Here is a 20345-nt window from a genome sequence, read left to right on the forward strand (position 1 = left end):
ATGATTCTAAATTTAAAATTTGGCGACAAGATTTTTGTTAACCGCTGAATTATAGTTTCTTTTTAAATTACCTGAAATCCAAAGGCATAAGGATCATCATCTTCATCAATGATTATATTGTTGTAACCATACACTTTTGCCCAACCCTGAATACTTGGTACGATGGCTTTTATATCGCCTATGGATGTTTCTTCTTCGACTCTTCCAATAAATTTGCTTCCTATAAAACTTTCGTGAATATAATCTTCTCCTTTTTTCAGTTTTCCTTTGGCATGAAGCTGTGCGATTCTGGCTGAAGTTCCGGTACCACAAGGAGAACGGTCAATGGCTTTATCCCCATAAAAAACAGCATTTCTTCCAGAGGATGTTGGGTCAATCGGGTCGCCTGTCCACAGCATATGACTCACATCCCGAATCGTATCATTCTCGGGATGGATGAAAAGATTTGGATATTTTTCGTTGATACGTTTACGGACTTCCTGGCTGTACTGCACAATTTTACCAGCTGTAAAATCCTGAACGCCAGAAAAATTCTTTTGCGGATCGACAATAGCGTAGTAATTTCCTCCATACGCCACATCAAAAACAATTTCGCCCAATTCCGGACAATCAATGGTAAGGCCTTCAGCGGCTAAATATGATTTTACATTCGTCAAACGAACCCAGTCTACCTTTTTTCCGGTTTGCTGGTATTCAATCTGAACCAAACCTGCAGGCGCTTCCATTTTTATTTTACCGGGAATTTTAGGCACAACCAATCCTTCTTCGATGGCGATGGTTATGGTTCCGATAGTTCCGTGGCCGCACATGGGCAGACAGCCGGAAGTCTCGATGAATAAAATTCCGAAATCATTTTCAGGATTGCTTGGCGGATACAAAATACTACCGCTCATCATGTCATGCCCCCTCGGTTCAAACATAAGTCCTTTGCGAATCCAGTCGTATTCTTTTAAAAAATGCTGGCGCTTTTCGCTCATGTTGTTTCCAACAAGGTTAGGGCCTCCGCCGGCAACCACTCTTACCGGATTTCCGCAAGTATGTGCATCAACGCAAAAAAATGTTTTTCTAGGCATATATTAAATAGGATTCTGGGTTACTATGTCGTTTACTATTCTGTTAATGCTCAACGGATTTTTATCCTGTAACGCTTTCGGCAATAACTGATCCGGCCAGTCCTGATACGTTACAGGACGTACCCATCTTTTTACAGCTGTTAATCCTACCGATGTAAATTTACTGTCGGAACTTGCAGGAAACGGCCCGCCATGTGTCATTCCGGAACAAACCTCAACTCCCGTCGGTACATTATTAAAAATTAATCGGCCTACTTTGTTTTTAAGATTTTCGATTACTTCTTTGAAATCTTCGTATTCTTTTATATCCGAATTTAAAACGGTTCCTGTAAGCTGCCCTTCGAGATCGAGAATAATTTCATTTAACTGTTGAATATCATCGCATTTGACTACAACAGAAAAAGGGCCAAAAACTTCTTTATGAAATGTTCTGTTTTTCAAAAAAGTAGTCCCGTCAACCGTTATGATACTTTGCAGGGCATAATTGGGTTTTGTCTCTTTTTCTGCAATAGTTTTTTTGGTATATCCTTCTTGTTCAAGAACTTCTGATTTAAGACTTTCGTACTGACTTTTTATGTTCGGATGTAACATGCAGGTCGGGTCTAATTTGTCTGTCTCTAAAGCTAAAATAGTAATAAAATCATCCAATTCCTTACTTTTTATACCTAAAATAAGTCCCGGATTCGTACAAAACTGACCAGTGCCGGCTGTGATCGATGCAGCGTAATTTACCGCCCATTTTTCACCTTCTGATTTTAAAGCCGAAGGTAAAATCAATACCGGATTTATACTTCCCATTTCGGCGTAAACCGGAATCGGAACAGGTCTGTTGGCGGCGATTTTACAAAGTGCCGTACCTCCTTTTATGCTTCCTGTAAAACCAACCGCTTTTACTGACGGATGTTCTGCCAACGCTTTTCCAACTTCAATTCCACTGCTGTTCAGATTAGAAAAAACACCATTTGGCATTCCGGTTTTCTGGACAGCTTTTATAATAGCCGAAGCTACTAATTCTCCAGTTCCCGCATGAAGCGGATGTGATTTTACAATTACAGGACAACCGGCTGCCAAAGCACTAGCTGTATCTCCGCCGGCAGTAGAAAACGCAAGCGGAAAATTACTGGCTCCAAAAACCACTACAGGGCCAATTGGAATCTGAATTCTTCGAATATCAGGTTTGCCTTCTGTTTTATTGATGATGGCCTCTACCCAGGAACCTTCTTTCAGCATCGTAGCAAAAGCTCTTAACTGTCCGGTTGTTCTGGCGCGTTCTCCATTGGCCCTTCCGGCGGGAAGACCGGATTCCTGAATATAAGTCGTTAATAAAACATCGCCTAAAGCTTCAATTTCATCTGCAATAGCTTCCAGAAATTCAGCTTTTTTGGTGTCTGCAATGGTCGAATATGTTTTAAAAGCTTCTTCGGCTAAAACTGCTGCCTGACAAATTTCATCCTCAGAAGCTTCGTAAAAAACCGTTTCATTTTCCGAATTCAGTTCCGGATTTATGGTTTTAAACGTTGTTTTTCCTTTTGCGGAAAGCAAGTCTCCAATATAATTTTTACCTGTTGTCATCGCTTTCGTTTAAAATTTAATTAAATATTTTTGTAATCTGGTAAAGCCGGTCTGTTTTTCATTGCATCTTCAATGATTGCCAAAACTCGCTCTCTGTCTGCTCCCTGCAAAGGAAGTCTGGGTGCTCTTACGTTTTCTGTACCAAGTCCTGTTGCTACTTCTGCCAGTTTTATGTTTTGAACCAATTGCGGTGAAATATCCAGTTCCAACAATGGCATAAACCATCTGTAAATGGCTACTGCTTCTTCAACTCTTCCTGCTTTTACCAGTTTATAAATCGCTACCGTTTCTTCAGGATATGCTGCCACTAAACCTGCAACCCATCCGTCAGCTCCGGTTACTAAACTTTCCAGTGCTAAAGTATCAACACCACAAAGCACTTTTAATCGGTTTCCAAAACGGTTTCTGATTCGGATTACATTGCTGATATCCCTTGTAGATTCTTTTACAGCCTCAATATTATCGAGTTTCAAAAGCTCTTCAAACATATCCAGTGTTACTTCAATTTTATAATCTACAGGATTGTTGTAAATCATAATAGGTAATGAAACACTTTCTGCAATTTCCTTAAAATAAACAACCGTTTCATAATCTGTTGCTTTGTAACGCATAGGAGGCAGCAGCATTAAACCGTTTACGCCTAATTCCTGTGCACGTTTTGCCAAAGTAACGGCCTCACTGGTACTTTGCTCCGCAATATTTACTATAACGGGAATTTTTCCTTCGACTAAATTTAAAGTTGTAGTAATTAAAACCTCTTTTTCGTCTTTGGTTAATGTACTGGCTTCTCCTAGAGTTCCGCCTAAGATAATTCCATTAACTCCGGCATCAATTTGTGCTTTAATGTTTTTTTCGAACATTACGAGGTCCAGTTGACCTTTATCTGTAAACTTAGTCGTTACAGCTGGCATTACGCCTTCCCATTTTATTTTCATATTCTTAATTTTTATCAAAAATAAAACTTATTCAAAGAGGCATCTTTGTCATTATTAGCTTATATCAGGACTATATTACCCCATCTATTGTATAATCTGATTTTTTTGATAATATTTACATAACAAAAAAACAATCCTTTGAAAATCTTACCATTTAAAATACCAAAAACAGAGAAAGAAGCCCTGATTTATCAGGAGGATATTGAGCGTGTTTTTTATGACCAGCTGCATCAGCATGAAGAAATTCAGATCAGTTATATTTTAAAAGGTGCCGGAACACTCATCGTGGGAGATTCTATAAATGATTATAACGAAGGGGATATTTTAGTCCTGGGCGAAAACCTGCCGCATGTTTTCAGAAGCAATATCGAAGCAAGTCCCGAATCTGTAATGCTGACACTGTTCTTTACAAAAACTTCTTTCGGAAAAGATTTTTTTGCCCTTAATGATATGAGCAGTGTGGATGACTTTTTTAAGGAATCTGAATACGGAATGAAAATCCTTTCGAACCATAAGAAAATAGTGCATCATTTTCTTAAACTGAAAAAGCAGAATAAAATACAGCGTATTGCTTCTTTCTTAAAAATCATAAACATTATTATTTCTTCTGAAAAAACGCCTCTTTCATCTTTTGTCTACAAGAAAAAATATACGGATGATGAAGGTCGAAGAATGAGTGCCGTTTTTGAATATGCTATTGAATATTTTCATCAGAACATTACGCTGGAAGAAGTAGCAAATAAGGCCAATATGAGTAAAAATGCCTTTTGCCGTTATTTTAAAAAGCGCACCAATAAAACCTTTTTTGAGTTTCTGATTGAAATCAGGATTGAAAATGCCTGTAAATTGCTGCATCATAAAAAAGACCTTTCAATAGCTTCTATATCCGAGCAGTGCGGATTTCAGGATATTGCCAATTTCAACAGAAAGTTTAAGGAACTGAAAGGGATTTCGCCTTCACATTATCGTGCACAGTTTTAAGTTTTTTTAAGCTCGCAGATTCGGCAGATTTTATTTTAATTCCTTAATCTGTGTCTTTAAATTTAAAAAATAACCCGTTGGGTGAAATTAAAAATAGTGTCAGGCTAAGCGGAGTCGAAGCCCCTTCGTGTACAAAAGCCTTCGATTCCGCTCAGGATGACACCAATTTCCTTAAGTTATAAATACTGTTTTACTCCAGATTTTATGCTTTTATAATCAAACTATTTTTTTCAATCGATTTTAAAAATCGATTTTCTAATTTGTAATTGTAAACCCGAGGCTTCAGGTAATTCCTTTATCTCAAAACTTCTTTCGATTACATTTTCTTTATTAGCAGAAGTATTTATCGGACTCAAATCGATTTGAAGCCCTGCGTAGTTTAAATATTTTGGATAATCTATTTCAGTTGTTGTATTTACATAATCTTTTATTTCTACTAAAGATTTTCCTGCAATCTGTTCTGCAACCTGCCAAAATTCGGCTTCTGTAAATCCTCTTCCTTTCTTTTCATAATATTCATTGTATAAAAAACGCATCACATCATCTAAGGATTTTTGGTTTTGCGTATTGTTCCTGATTTCCAGATCTAACAAAAAGCCAATGATTGGACCTTTGTTGTAATACGATATAGTTGTTTGCTGTGCATTACTTTCACGATTAAAAAAATTCAACCAGATATCAAAACTGGATCGGGCTAAAGACATGTGTTTATTTCCTTCAATATTTTCGTATCGTTTTATGGATTCTGTAATATACTTTAAAGCTTCATTGCCATTAAGTAAACCTGCTTTCATCATAATAATGTATTCGTAATACACCGTAAAACCTTCAGAAACCCATAACATTGAAGTATAGTTTTCTTTGTTATAATCGAAAGGACCTAATTCAATCGGACGAATTGCTTTTACATTATAAAGATGAAAGTATTCGTGCGTTACAAAATTTAGAAAATCGGTATATTCTTCATCCGATTTAAAATCGAAAGTTCCATTGGTGAATATAGCCTGTGAATTCCAATGTTCAAGACCGCCTCCACCCGCTTCCATCATGATGTAGCTGTAATAATCGTAAGGCACTTTTTTCATGATAGCCGTTGTTGCTGTCATTATTTTTTTCAGATCTGATGTAAATTTTTCTTCGTTCAATCCTTGTGGAGTTGTAATTCCTAAAGAATATGATTTCCCTTCATGTTCAAAATTGATTACTTTTTGATTGCCCAGGTAAATTGGACTGTCGTAAAAAATATCCACATTTTTTGCTGTAAAAGTGAAACCGCTTTCATTAATTGGTTTTAATCCGGTTGAAACTTTCTTCCAGTTTTTGTATGGATTCACAGTCAGTTTTACCGGATTCTCAAGCAAATTTTCTACGTGCATAAAAATCGTATTGGGCATTAAAAACGCTTTTTCTGAATCGACATAAGATTCTGCAACCGATTTTTTGTTGGCAAAAACGCGGTATTTGACGGTTATTTTAGCATTTTCCCCGTTCTCGACAACCCAGCAGTTTTTAGACTTTTTGCTCCATTTGATTTTGCTTCCATTAACATCTGTGACATCAAAATCTACAATATAACGAGGTGTATCCAATATCAGATAATATCCCGGTGTCCAGACCGGAAGCACTAAATTGGTTTGTTTCGTTTTTAGCTGATCAAAATCTAAAACTACTTCGAGATAATGAGATTCAGGGTCTTTAAAAGAAACTGAATAATTTTGTTTTATCTCTGCATTGACTGTTTTACTTCCTGTTTTACATGAAATTGCGATTTGAAAAACAATCAGGCAAAAACAAATTTTTATGATCTCTATTTTATATTTCATAATGATATTACTTTAAAATGAAAAGCCATCCCTAAAAGGAATAGCTTTTCACACACTTACTAATTACAAGCAACCAACTATAATGCTTTTATATTTATGGCAGGTATCCCGGATTTTGTTTTAAATTACTATTTCTTTCCAATTGAACCTGTGGTATTGGAAGAATAGCTCTGAAAGCGCCATCAGGATTCGCTTTGTTTGAAAACCATGATTTTGTTGAAAATACACCAAATCGAATTAAATCTTGTTTTCTATGAGCTTCACCAACAAATTCCCAAGCTAATTCATCAAGAAAACCGCCATATTTAATATCGTCTCCTCCTTCGTAATTTGTAATTACTCCTGCCTTATAAGTACCGTATTTATAAACACTTCCTCCTAAAAGTTTCGCTCCTGTAACAGTAGCTTTGGCCGGATTCGTATTTTTAAAATTTCTCTGTCTAATCTGGGTAACAATTGCAGCTGCTCCGGCAGCATCACCCGTTCTTAATAAACATTCAGCCTTTATCATCATGGCATCAGTCAATCTGTAAAATGGAACATCATTACTTGATTGAGCAACTTCACCTGTACCGATTTCATATTTGACCATTCTGAAACCTTCATTCGGTTCACAACCATTAACATCTGTCATATAATTAATATACTCAAATTGTGTCCCATTTACCATTATTGGTTCACCTTTACTCGTAAACTGTTTTCCGCCTAACCAACAGTCTTTTAGCCTTTGATCATCCGGGTCATAGGTATCTATAAACTGAGGTATCCCACCAGTCCCATTCCAAGGCCCTCCGGCCAATTCGTAAGTTGCCTGACTTGGGGCTGCCAGTGTTCTGAACGGCCAGCTTGTTCCTGGAGCTTTAATCTGATCAAAAGGAATAGATAATATCTCTTCTGGCGAGGTTTCATTTTTTATTTTAAAATTATCCAGGTAGTTTGTACATAATGAAAAACCGCCATTTTTTATGACATCATCAGCCTGAGCCAAAGCTTCGTCCCATTTAGGCGTACCTATATACACCTCTGCATTCAAATATAATTTTGCTAAAGTCATTTTAACAGCCCACTTTGTAATTTTTCCATAAGTAGATCCGTCAGTCTTTTCACTTAAATAAGGTAAGGCTGTTTTAAGTTCACTTTCTACAAAATCATATACTTCTTTTCCTGTATTTTGAGTAGGTAAATATCCTTTTGGGAAATCATATTTAGTTACAATAGGCACATTTCTAAAATTATCTAATAACAAGTAATAATAAATCGCTCTTAAAGCTCTCAATTCCTGAAAAATAGCTTCTTTATTCTCAAGATCCGGTATTTGTTCTATCTGAAAAATAGCTTTATTGACATTATTTACACCATTAAATAAATAAAACCAGTTCCCCTCTGCATGAGGAAGCGGAGCCTCATAAGTATGCTGGTGCATGGTAATGTAATAATCGCCCCAGCCGATACCATTCCTTTGCGGTGTTACCATCAAATCTGACGAATCTTCATACAGGTTAAAAGCAGCATCCCAATCTGCATAAATTTGTCTAAACGAATTGTAAGCCGGAGCAACAATACTATTTAAATCGTCTTTAGTAAATTTAGTATCCTCTGCAACCACTTTATCATAAACAGTCTCATCTAAATTGGTACATCCTGTTCCTAAAAGAATCAAGCCGGAAACAAGGATTTTATACATTATATTTTTATTTTTCATTTTGATTCAATTTAAAAAGTTACATTTAAACCTAAAGTAAAAGATCTCGTAGACGGGTATTTATCTCTGTTATCCATTCCTTGTGACAAAGGATCTTCTCTCTTTATCTCCGGATCTAAACCTTTGTATTTTGTAAACGTGGCTAAATTATTGCCCGACACATACAATCTCATTGCATTAATCACTTTAAAAGGCTTAACATCAAAATTATAAGACAAGGTTATATTATCCACCTTTACATAATCACCTTTTTCTATATAATAACTTACGTAGGTTTGATTATAATTCAATACAGATTTGCCATACACTTTATCGTATGCTGTATCTAACATATTATAGGCAATTGTAGGGTTTTCATAAAACATACGCTGTGTATTTAGGATTTCAAAATCGAAAGCTCCTGTTAATACCATACTCAAATCGAATTTTTTATACGAAAAAGTATTGGTCCACCCTCCATAATATTGCGGTATACCATTTCCTAAATACTGCTTGTTATTATCATTATACATGCTAGTAGTAAGCGTTTGTCTTGTACCATCAGGCAATTCAACTATCCATTTTCCATCACTTGTAATATCTACCGATTTTAGTCCCCAAAAATTACCAATTGATTGTCCAACTTCTAATCTATGCGTTGAAAATGAAATAGGGTCTCCTGTGTTTCCCCAATTTAGATAATCTCCTTCAATTTGGAATAAATCATTTGAAAGACTGGTTAACTTATTTTTATTGTGTGAAAAAGTCATTGAAGAGTTCCATACAAAATTCTCTGTTTTAACAGGGACAATATTAAGAAGCAACTCAAATCCTTTGTTTTCCATTTTCCCTACATTAGCAGTTATACTGGAATATAAATATGGAGGAGTCGGAACAGCATAATCCCACAGCATATCGCTTGTTTTTTTGTTATACACATCAAAACTTCCACTAATTCTATTGTTTAAAAAAGCAAAATCAAGACCTATATTTATCTCTGTCGTTTTTTCCCAACGTAAATCAGGATTAGGATTACTTACAGGTACTAAACCTTTTACCCATTTTCCATCATCAAAGAAATAACCTGAATAATTATACAACGTTTTAGACATGTATGAGTCTCTTGGAATTACTCCCGTTACTCCATAACCTGCTCTTAATTTCAAATTATTTACAGCGGCAACCTCTTTTAGGAAAGACTCTTTGTTAATACTCCATCCTGCAGAAACCGCCGGAAAATTACCCCATTTGTAATTATCTCCAAACTTAGAAGAACCTTCTCTTCTGATACTGAATAACAAATCGTATTTATCATTAAAATCATAATTAATCCTTCCAAAGAATCCGATTAACTTATTGTCGTTCTTATAGCTGCCCATGCCTGCTTTTCCATCACTCAAAGCATTACCTGCTCCCAAATTATTATAGGAAAAAGAATCTGTTGGAAAGTCATAATTAGAAGCTGAAAATCCCTCATTTACACTATACTGATAACTATAACCCCCTAAAACTGTAAACTCATGCTTATCCAACTTTTTATGGTATTTGGTTGTTAATTCCATATAATCATTATCTGTTGTCCCAGTGTCCCTTCTCGCTACCCCATTTAGTTTATTAATCGTATTTGAATAATGTTGTTTACTTTCAGAATATCCGTTCAAACCTGTATTTTTATTTATTGCAAACATGGCTCCCGCATCCCATCCAGGTAATAAATCAAGAGTCAGATTGGCTGTAAATCTTTGCCATGTTTCATTTCTGTCTTGTGTAGTTTCATTTATAATACCTACGGGGTTGTAATATTGAAACTTACCAGAATCCGTATTACCCTCATCATAAGTACCGTCCGCGTTATATACTGGAGCAGTAGGGTTTCTTATCATGGCCTGTCTGTAAGCATAGCCAACGATTCCTTCTTCAAGTCCCATGTCTCGTGTCCCATTGAGTAAGCTTAAATTAACTTTCAGCTTGTCATTGAACATGCTATGATTAACATCAAATGAAAATCTATATTCTTTATTAAATGTATTCGTAAAAACTCCTGACTGATCTACATAATTAAGATTTACTATATAATTGGTCTTTGCATTCCCTCCTTTGAAAGCTAAATTGTGATTTTGAGTAAATCCGCTTCCTGATATTTCATCCAACCAGTCTGTACTGGCGCCGCCATCCTTAAAAGGTATACTGAATCCCTGAGAACGCAAATTTCTTTGCTGACCGGCATCCAGAAATTTAGCCTTATTCGCAAAATTAGATATAGAAGCAAATGTTGAATATGTAATGGTTGATGGTATATCTTTATTTACAGTTTTTGTAGTAATAAGAATTACTCCATTTGCCCCTCTTGTTCCATAAATAGCAGCAGCTGAAGCATCTTTTAAAACATCTATAGAAGCAATATCGTTTGGAGAAACGGTATCAATACCTCCCGGCACACCATTAATCAATATCAAAGGTCCTGTCCCTCCTTTTAAAGTAGAAACTCCTCTCAAAGAAATATTTGAGGACGCCGAAGGATCTCCGGAGCCATTAGTAATGGTCAAACCTGCTACTTTACCTCTAATAAGATCAGAGGCATCTCTAATATCTCCTCTTGTAAAATCTTTTTCTTTTATACTTGCAATAGCACTGGTTACTCTTTCTTTCTTTTGAGTTCCGTATCCTACAACAACAACTTCTGTCAATTCATTTAAGTCAGATTCTAAAATTACATTAAGAGTCTTGCCGTCTGGTTTTAGTTCTTTAGTTTTTAATCCTACATAAGAAAAAACTAATATGACATCGTTCCCTTTAGTAGTAATTTCAAAATTCCCATCAAAATCAGTTGTAACTGCATTGGTTGTGTTTTTCTCTAAAACTGACACTCCTGGCAGAGGCAGGTTATTTACGTCTGTAATTTTTCCGCTGTATTTCTGTTGAGAAAAGGCGCTAAAAACAACAAACAAAAATAAAATTGCACAGAACATCTTATCTCTATAAGAGGATGTTACAGTGCGTTTAATAACTTGTGTGGTTGGTTTCATAATTAAAACAGTTTGGTTTGTGTACGTTTAACATTTGTAAAGTTATGTTAAATGAGAGTCGGCCAAAATGCTTATATTACCACATCATAATACTATATTATCCGTTTTTTGAACTATATTTCCAATAACGAACAAATCACCTGTAATTTTTTAATAAATTATGTTTAAAATATTATATGTTCATTTTTTTAAACAAAAATGAACATTTATCGCAAATTAAATAGTAATATTTTTCTTAAATAATTTTAAAACAGGTATCAGCCAAAAACAGGTATCCAGAATCTTCTTTTTGCTTAATCCTCAACTTTTTAAATATTGATTACTTTTTTTTAGGACGAGATATCGAAAACAAAAAAACCACTCGAATTGAGTGGGTCTATTATAATCTTAGAATTTTACAAAGGACTTAAAAAAGCCCAGAAGTATCATTATTAATTAATCCTGATTAATAAAATACAGTTGTTGCGGATCATTTGCAATTGCTACTAAAGCATTATAAATATATTGAGCTACCAAAGCGCCTCCTTCACAATTTATTAACTCAATGTCATCTTCGGGTGTATGATATTGCGGATGGCCTCCGGTATGAAATCCTACAGCAGAAATACCAGCTTTATAAAATGAGACATGATCAGAACCTCCCACTTCACCGGCATGTATAACCGGATTAAGAGTACTGCATTCTCCTAATTTCTTCATCAATTCTAATCCGTTTGGAAAAGTCCCGGCGCCCCCCATGTAAATTTGCCTCTCTTCATTTAGCCTTCCTACCATATCCATATTCAACATTACTTTTACAGCGTCTTTTTGAACCGGCAAATGAGACACAAAATGTTTAGAGCCTAACAGCCCTTCCTCTTCTCCGCTAAAAGAGATAAAAATGATACTTCTTTTAGGTTTGACTTTAGCTTTTGATAATTCCTCAAGTATACAGAGTAATGCCGAAACTCCGGAGGCATTATCATCTGCTCCGTTATGAATGGCGAAAGCTTCTTTCTTTTTACTGCCTGAGTTTTGTCCTCCCCATCCCCAATGATCATAATGAGCTCCTATTACTATATATTCGTTCTTAAGTTTTTCATCAAAACCTTCAAGATATCCTAAAACATTTTGAGTCGAAACACTATCTGATTTCATCTTGTTTATTCCTTCTTTCACAAAAAGTGTAAAAGGCTGATAATAATTGTTATCAAATTTTTTTAATCCGTATTTTTTAAAATACTTTTTGATATAAGCCGCAGCTTCATTATTGCCTTTGGTTCCCGGAAAACGTCCTTCTAATTTATCCGAAGAAAGGTATTTATCATGTTCATAAAATGTTTGGGTCATATTATTGTTTTGGGCATACGTATTAATACCTAAAAATAATAAGCTGTTAAAAATGATGTGAATAGGTATGATGTGAAAAAAATTCATAATTATTTGTCTATTGAAATTGAAATGTTATTTCAATTCGAAAATTTTATCCATTAAAATCCATTTTTCTCCTTCTTTAGCCTGAGGCAGTGCTTTTTGGTATCTCCACATTATAGTTTCCCATTCCTGAACTTTTGGATTTTCTGCATCCAGTTTTTCTTTCTCTTTGAATGAAAAGTTAGAATTGGCCTCTATAATCATGAACAAACGATCTCCAATATTATAAATTTCAAGATTGATAATTCCAGAATCTGTTATACTTTTCTGTATTTCAGGCCAGACATTTTTATGAAATTCAATATATTCAGCAATTAAAACCGGATCGTTATTTAAATCTAAGGCAAGACAATATTTTTGCATCTTTTTTATTTTAAATCAAATGTGGTATGTTTAATAAACTTACGATTATAAGTATATAAAATATGTATTTTTTTATCTGATGTCTGAATAATGGCCGGATAACTAAACTCACCTTCCTTTTGGTTTTCTAAATCAAATAATTTATTCCACGAGAAACCATCTTTAGAATATTCTACATCGAGAATATTTCTTCCATTAAACCAGTCTTTTCCCATTTTTAAAGGATTATTAACCAATAAAAATGATTTATTAGATAAAGACACTGCATCAATTCCCGAATTCGAATTGACCACATTTATACTGTCTGTTTTCTGCCAGGTTTTACCATAATCTTCAGACCAGCTTGAAATCAGTTTATTGTGCCTGCTTCTTGATAAAATCTGAATTTCACTATCTGAATGAACCAAAAACGTCGGCTGGATGATATCAAAATTTTTCTTGTCATTAATATCTTGGATAGTCCAGCTGTCTGTTGATTCTGTGTACGTTTCTATAAATACTCTCCATTTATTATCGTTGATACTTTCGGTACTGCTTCCGCATAAAATAATTCCGGGAGTTATTTCTATTGGTTTGTTCCGAATTGGCCCTAATATTCCTTTCGGAAGGTATTTTGCCTCACTCCAGGTGTTTCCGTAATCTTTAGAAACTATCATTGCACCAAACCATTCCCTCGGATTCTTGCCGACTTTATAAAACAAATATAAATTTTGAGTTTTACTTTTAAATAAAACCGGATTCCAGCAAGGCAGGGTATCACCATCTTTAATTAGTGGCTCAATAATTTTTTTTGGCGCTGACCATTTTTTTTCTTTATAGGAAGAAATATAAATACTCACATCTTTTGCACCTTCATATTTGCCGCCAAACCAGGCAGCCATAATTTCATTTGGTTTATATTCTACTAATGTCGAGGCATGACTGTTTGTGGTTACAGGCGGATCTGCAATATAACGGCTTTCGATATTTACGGCTTTCGACTGCGCTCTTAATCCGTTAGCAAAAAGAAAAATGGCTAATAAAGCTGTTACAGTACATTTTGTTTTTGATATCATTTTATTCTTTTTTTATTCTTTTAAGATGAAAGAGGCAAGATGAAAGACTGTTTTGAAGAAAAAAGAATAAAGATGAAAGAAGAAACAATAAAGGTGAAATACTTAAATTATAATCAAAAAGACATTTTGACTATTTAGAAATTAAACTAAAATCTTATTTCTTAAATCTTGTTTCTTCAAATCTCTTGCTTCTTGCTTCTAAAAAATCTTAAATCTAATTCTTTTTCAATCCTACTTTATGTCCTGCAATAGCATAATAGAGGATCACGATATAACAAGGAAGTAAAATCCAGTACCCTTTTGTCGATGCTGATGCAGTCGCATTTACTTCGTTAACTCCCTGTGCGATAAGATCTGCTTTTGTAATGTCAACATATTTTCCGTACAATGGCGGAATTACCGCTCCACCAGAAATAGCCATAATCAGCAAAGCAGCCGCTGTCTTAGTAAATTTGCCCAAACCCTTTAATGCCAAAGGCCAGATTGCCGGCCAAACCAAAGCGTTTGCAATTCCCAATCCTGCAACCAATAAGACAGAGGTAAATCCGGTTGAGAATACGATGCAGAAAGACAATATAATCCCTAAAACAGCACTCACCCTTAAAGCTAAAGCCTGTGTAATATATTTTGGGATTAAAAATGCTCCTAATGCGTAAGTTGCAACCATTGCCAGCAGAGTAAAAGTAGTAAAGAATTTAGCATCGGCAGCAGGAAAACCTAATGCGATTCCGTATGCAATAATGGTGTCACCTGCAATTACTTCGACACCAACGTACATAAAAAGTGTTAAAACGCCCAGCCATAAATGCGGAAACTGAAAAATACTTGTTTTGGTTGTTTCTCCTTCTTTTGCTTCTTCAATTGGCTCAGCTTCAACATCTGGCAGTGGTGCTTTAAGAATTAATAGTCCCAAGACAAATAAAACAATTGCCATGGTAATATAAGGCACTACAACACTATCAGCCATTGTATTTAATAATGTTGCTTTTTCTGCTGAAGAAACTATACTCAATTTTTTCTGAATTTCATCAATTCCGGATAATAAGATAGATCCAAAAATAAGTGAACCCAAAGCACCGGCAATTTTATTACAGATTCCCATAATAGAAATTCGTTTTGCCGCACTTTCAATTGGTCCTAAAATAGTGATATAAGGATTAGAAGCTGTTTGCAATAAAGTCATTCCTGCTCCCTGAATAAAAATTCCAGTTAGAAACATCCAATAGGTTCTCGCTTCGGCTGCAGGAATAAATATTAAAGCACCAAATCCCATAATGAATAATCCTAAAGACATCCCTTTTTTATAGCCCATTTTAGCCAAAATATAAGACGCAGGAAGTGCCATAACAACAAACGAAATATAAGATGCTGAGGCAACCAATAAGGATTGTGCAGAAGTTAATTCATTTATGGTTTTCATAAACGGAATCAATGCACCATTGATCCAGGTAACAAAACCAAAAATAAAGAACAAGCTTGCTATAATTAATATTGGTACTAGGTTTGGTTTGGTTTGTGAGGAGTTAGTGGTATTTGCGTTAACCATTTTTATTTATGTTTTTGTCGTTTGATGATTTATTAAATTGGAGTAAATCATCCTCATTTAATAGAATTCTGCCTGTCAGATTACTGACATAGCTATAAAACAAAAGGAGAGTTTCCTCTCCTTTTGCGTTTTAAGTAAGGATTGTGTCGATCATTACTCACCAAATTAATTATTTTGTGTCCCACCAAACTAATGTACTGCCTTTGTCAGCGCCTCCAAGAAGTGTTATTGCATTAGCAACAGCAGCTGCATTGGTACTATATTCATTAGGCAGGTATGTTAAACGTTTCATTACCCCTTTACCAATTGTAGGATCTAAAGTCGTAATCAATGGATACAATATAGCTGCATCTGTTCTGCGCAAATCAGACCACGCCTCCCATGATTCCGGGAAAAGCCCCAAATATTTTTGAACCGCAATTTGTTTCTTTTGGTCATTTGTACTCGCTGCCCAGGCTACAGGTACATTAACCGGAGGTGTAGGATCTGAGTACATACTGCCAAATGTTGGTACAGCACCTGTTGTAGTTCCTGCTATATAAGCATTGATAGCAGTATTATCTGTAACACCCCACTGTTGCATTGACAAACGAATACCATCTTCATAAAGAGTTTTTGCAGTTCCGGACATATTCCACCCCAATAAAACCCCTTCAGCACGACTGAAATTAGATTCTGAAGCCATCATTACTTCTATATTTTTTGTAACGTTATCAGAAAATGTAGTCGTTTGATTTGTCGTACTTAAATCTTTACTCCAGGATATCGAAGTTCCAATTCCGTTTGGCAAGCCAACATACTGACCTTTATAAGCAGATGTATCATCAGTAACTGGAGCAAACCAGATCTGCATTCTTGGATCATTATATCCTTTAAGCATACTTTCCATATCAGCTGTCATACAAAAACCCCAATATTTCATAATATCAACAAAATTATTGTAAGTGTCTTTAGTTACTTTATAATAAGCACTATCATCATTTGACAACATTACGCCTGCAGCTACAGCTGCTTCTGCCTGGATTTTTGCTCTGGAAGCATCTTTATCCGAAATTCTTAAGGCTAAACGCAATCTTAATGAATTAGCAAATTTTCTCCATTTCACAACATTTCCACTGTATATAGCATCATAATCCTTAAATACACCAACTGTAGTCTGAGATGTAGTACTCAAAGTCGTGTTAGCAGCTTCTAAAAGCTTGAAAAAATCAGTATACATGGCTTCCTGAGAATCATAAGCTACAGATGAACCTCCAAGACCTGCCTGAGAATAAGGAACCGGTCCCCATTCATCTGTAAATCTATGAAACATATACACTTTCCAGATATCTAAAATTGCAGTAGCTTCGGCATTGCCCTTAGCTGCTTTATAACTGTTCAGCAATGAGGGAACAGCCAGAGTATAAAATCTCAACCAGCCTCTGCTTCTCCATCCATCATTGATTCCGTTAGCATCAGTAGCAGCTCCGCCTGTATAACCCATATAGTGCGTAAACACCATTGAATGTAATGCCGTTGCCAGCCCGTATGTTCCATAATCATCATCAGGAAGACTCCATGATGCATTTCCTATTCCTTTATATAAGGCATTTGCAAAAGCAGGTCCTGCCAATGTTGCATCTAACTGATCAGATGTAAGCGTATTTGGATTTGTATTAGTTTCATCAAAATCCGAAGTACATCCTGTTATCTGAAACAGAAAAACGATTGCAAAAAATTTGATTATATTATTTTTCATGTCTTATTTTTTTAAAAGTTGAATTTCGCATTAAATCCAAAATCTCTGGTAGTTGGAATGTTATAAGATTCGATTCCCTGAAGGTTTCCAACACTTACACCTTGTTCCGGATCAAAGTATTTCGCTTTATTAACAAAGAAAAACAGGTTTCTTCCAACGATAGATAAATCAATACCGGTAAATGGAGAATTTCTTAATAATTTACTTGGTAATGAATACCCTAAAACTACTTCTCTCAACCTGATATTTGTTGCATCGTAAACAAAGTCCTCTGCTGATCTAGGGTCTCTGCTTGCGACTTGTGACCAATAATTTTCAGATGTAATTGATGTTGTATTTGGAGAATAAGTCCCATTTCCGTTATCAACAACCCCGTCAACCACAAAACCATCTCTCCCGTTCAGGGTCATATCGCTAACACCGGCTCCGGCCATTCTTGCCTGAGAATAAGAGATTACATTACCGCCAATACGAAAATCAACCAGGAAACTAAGCGTAAAATCTTTGTATTTGAATTTATTTTGCAAACCGGCAGTCCAGTCAGGGTTAAAATTCCCGGCTAGAACATCAAATCCTGAAGTAAACAAAGGTAAACCCGTCGTTGCATCAACAATAATTTGTCCGTCAGTATTGCGCTGGAAACCACGAATATATAAATCCCCATAATCACCACCCTTTTTTACAATAGTTTGTGCCAATCTTTCGTAACCTGTAGCAATATTTATTTCATCGCGTCCTTCTACAATACTCAAAACTTTTGTTCTGTAAGTTGCAAAGTTAGCTGTTGCATCCCATGAAAATTTATTACCTTCTACAATATTAGCATTTAAAACTACCTCAAAACCTTTGTTTTGAATTTCTCCACCATTTATTACCTGTTTAGCATAACCAGATGATTCAGGCACATTAATTGTAAAAATCTGATCTTTTGTATTGGTTTGGAACCAAGTGAAATCAACACCTATTTTATTATTGAAAAAGCGTGAATTTAAACCAAACTCCATTGAAGAAGAAATTTCCGGTTTAAGATTAGGATTGTTAAGTAATGTAGAAGATTGTACTACTCCTCCGTTAAAACCATAATAGCTAAGCTGATTTGCTAAAAGATAAGGGTTTGTATCATTTCCTACCTGTGCATAAGATCCTCTTACTTTTAAAAATGACAATACATCAGATTTAATATCAGCCATATCAGTAATTATACCTGTTAAACCAACAGAAGGATAAAAGAAGGATCTGTTGTCGGCAGGCAAAGCAGATGACCAGTCATTACGGGCTGTAAGATCTAAATATAAATAGTCTTTATAAGAAAGCTGAGACGATCCGTACAATGAATTAATTTTCTTTTTACTATAATCCGGAGTAACTGTAGTTGACTGAAGGTTAGTCAGCGCAAAAAAGTTTCTTTTGCTTAAAGTACCTCCACTGCTTAATCCCTCACGTTTTTGAACTAAAGCATTTCCTCCTGCATTAACATTTAATTTAAAATCTCCAAATTGTTTTTTATAAGATAAAAGGAAATCAGAGTTTAATTCGGTGTTGTCTGAAATTGATTCCGAATAGCTACCGTAATCCTGATTAAGTATTGCAACTGATGCATATCGGGAAACTTTCGCTTTGTTTGTAGCCTGATCGATACCTGTTCTTACCATTAAACTTAAGTCTTTTGTAAGGTCATAAGTTAATGACGTAAAAGCAATAATCCTGTTTCTTTCGTCTACTCTTAAGTTTCTTTTAGCAAGCCAAAAAGGGTTAGCCCCAAGAGTACTTAAATTATTATCACCATTAATATAATTATATCTTATTTGTCCTGCATCATCAATATATTCAAAATCTTTATATTGATCATAAGGTAAATTTCTTGGCATAGTATAAAGAGCTTCACCAATGGATCCTTCTCCTGCTCCTACAGCATTTTCAATTTTTTGAGTGATATAATTTACTTTAGTATCTAATTTAAACTTATCAGTCAGATTACTTGTTAAACGCAAATTAAAATTATGTCTTTTCAAATCATTCCCCATTACAATCCCCTTAGCATCTGTACTTGTATAAGAGAAATACCCCTGAGTCTTATCATTACCCATTGAAGCAGTTAGGTTATTTGATAAACTGTAACCTGTCCTAAAAAAATCTGTTGCATTATTTGGCTGTGGAGTAAACGCATAAGTAGCAGGTCCTGCATAATTAGGATTATCCACAAGCTGCCATGCTGCAACTTGCTGTCCTTCCATTTTAGGTCCCCAGCTGGTTATAGAAGCTGCATTATAAATTCCTCCATTCCCCTGGCCATATACATCTTGCTGATTTAATAAATTATAGGCAGAAGAAGCCATAAAGTTTGAGGATACAGAAATATTGGCTTTCCCATTCTTAGATCCTTTTTTTGTAGTAATTACAATAACACCGTTACTTGCACGTGAACCGTATAATGCTGCTGCAGAAGGGCCTTTCAACACGGTCATAGATTCAATATCCTCCGGATTAATATTTGAAATACCATCAAAGCTGGTTGTTCCTCCAATATCTGTAGCAGGCGAAGTAACAGTATTATCCATAGGGATACCATCAATTACAAATAATGGCTGGTTATTTCCTGTAAGTGATCGGTTACCTCTAAGCGTAATTCTGGAAGAACCACCTACTCCGGTACCAGTAGTAGAGAAATTAAGACCGGCAACTTTACCTGAAAGAGAGTTTGCCACATTCAGTGATCTCGCCTGAGAAAGCTCCTGAGTAGAAACTGTCTGAGCTGAATAACTTAAAGACTTTTTCTCTCTTTTTATCCCCAAAGCAGTTACTACTACTTCAGATAATTGTTGGTTGTTAGCACCTAAGGTAACATTAATAGTAGTTAATCCTGCAACAGGTATTTCTTTAGTAGTATTACCTACATAAGTAAATACCAAAATTGCTGATTGGTTTGGAACAGTGATACTGTATTTCCCATCAAAGTCTGATGATGTACTATTTTTTGTTCCTTTAACAACTACATTTGCTCCTGGAATTGGCATTCCGGCTGCGTCTGTGATTGTTCCCGTTACTGCTGACGTTTGAGCCTGAAGGGTCTGAAACCCAAACAGGAAAAACAAGAACAGTAATTTTAGTACGTTTTGATTCATAGTTTAATTGTTTTTTT

13 protein-coding genes are annotated in these 20345 nt (G+C 35.3%); 1 reads left to right on the forward strand and 12 read right to left on the reverse strand.

Annotated elements, in window-relative coordinates; all coding sequences use genetic code 11:
- Window positions 1-62: 62 nt before the first annotated feature.
- From AAEO57_RS07220 to AAEO57_RS07230, 3 genes are read right to left on the reverse strand one after another with little or no spacing between them, the layout of a single operon-like run.
- On the reverse strand, window positions 63-1073 hold the full coding sequence (locus AAEO57_RS07220) for a 4-hydroxyproline epimerase (RefSeq protein WP_341691051.1): 1011 nt from the start codon (window positions 1071-1073) through the stop codon (window positions 63-65).
- Window positions 1074-1076: 3 nt separating this feature from the next.
- Window positions 1077-2645: an aldehyde dehydrogenase (NADP(+)) gene (locus AAEO57_RS07225; protein ID WP_341691053.1), complete on the reverse strand. Its 1569-nt coding sequence runs from the start codon at window positions 2643-2645 to the stop codon at window positions 1077-1079.
- A 20-nt stretch (window positions 2646-2665) separates the two neighbouring features.
- The gene (locus AAEO57_RS07230; RefSeq protein ID WP_341691055.1) at window positions 2666-3580 is read right to left on the reverse strand and encodes a dihydrodipicolinate synthase family protein; all 915 of its coding nucleotides are present in this window, start codon (window positions 3578-3580) and stop codon (window positions 2666-2668) included.
- 138 nt (window positions 3581-3718) lie between these two features.
- Between AAEO57_RS07230 and AAEO57_RS07235 the strand changes: the two genes are divergently transcribed.
- Entirely contained in the window at window positions 3719-4561 is an 843-nt protein-coding gene (locus AAEO57_RS07235; protein ID WP_163409869.1) for an AraC family transcriptional regulator, read from the forward strand.
- 230 nt (window positions 4562-4791) lie between these two features.
- On the opposite strand, the gene AAEO57_RS07240 is transcribed toward AAEO57_RS07235, so the two are convergent.
- The 9 genes from AAEO57_RS07240 to AAEO57_RS07280 form a co-directional block, all read right to left on the reverse strand.
- Window positions 4792-6384, reverse strand: coding sequence for a M61 family metallopeptidase (locus AAEO57_RS07240; RefSeq protein ID WP_341691059.1), 1593 nt, complete (start codon window positions 6382-6384; stop codon window positions 4792-4794).
- 94 nt (window positions 6385-6478) lie between these two features.
- The gene (locus AAEO57_RS07245) at window positions 6479-8086 is read right to left on the reverse strand and encodes a RagB/SusD family nutrient uptake outer membrane protein (protein ID WP_341691061.1); all 1608 of its coding nucleotides are present in this window, start codon (window positions 8084-8086) and stop codon (window positions 6479-6481) included.
- Between the two features lie 11 nt (window positions 8087-8097).
- Window positions 8098-11091: a SusC/RagA family TonB-linked outer membrane protein gene (locus AAEO57_RS07250; protein WP_341691063.1), complete on the reverse strand. Its 2994-nt coding sequence runs from the start codon at window positions 11089-11091 to the stop codon at window positions 8098-8100.
- A gap of 435 nt (window positions 11092-11526) precedes the next feature.
- Window positions 11527-12507, reverse strand: coding sequence for a M20/M25/M40 family metallo-hydrolase (locus tag AAEO57_RS07255; RefSeq protein WP_341691065.1), 981 nt, complete (start codon window positions 12505-12507; stop codon window positions 11527-11529).
- Window positions 12508-12534: 27 nt separating this feature from the next.
- Window positions 12535-12867: an L-rhamnose mutarotase gene (locus AAEO57_RS07260; RefSeq protein ID WP_341691067.1), complete on the reverse strand. Its 333-nt coding sequence runs from the start codon at window positions 12865-12867 to the stop codon at window positions 12535-12537.
- Between the two features lie 5 nt (window positions 12868-12872).
- Entirely contained in the window at window positions 12873-13922 is a 1050-nt protein-coding gene (locus AAEO57_RS07265; protein ID WP_341691069.1) for a sialidase family protein, read from the reverse strand.
- Between the two features lie 214 nt (window positions 13923-14136).
- The gene (locus AAEO57_RS07270) at window positions 14137-15468 is read right to left on the reverse strand and encodes a sugar MFS transporter (protein WP_341691071.1); all 1332 of its coding nucleotides are present in this window, start codon (window positions 15466-15468) and stop codon (window positions 14137-14139) included.
- Window positions 15469-15637: 169 nt separating this feature from the next.
- Complete coding sequence (locus tag AAEO57_RS07275; protein WP_341691073.1) at window positions 15638-17206, reverse strand: SusD/RagB family nutrient-binding outer membrane lipoprotein; 1569 nt, start codon at window positions 17204-17206, stop codon at window positions 15638-15640.
- An 11-nt stretch (window positions 17207-17217) separates the two neighbouring features.
- Entirely contained in the window at window positions 17218-20328 is a 3111-nt protein-coding gene (locus AAEO57_RS07280) for a SusC/RagA family TonB-linked outer membrane protein (RefSeq protein WP_341691075.1), read from the reverse strand.
- Window positions 20329-20345 lie beyond the last annotated feature (17 nt).

It is taken from the genome of Flavobacterium calami (genome assembly GCF_038290035.1).
Taxonomy (GTDB): Bacteria; Bacteroidota; Bacteroidia; order Flavobacteriales; family Flavobacteriaceae; genus Flavobacterium; species Flavobacterium calami.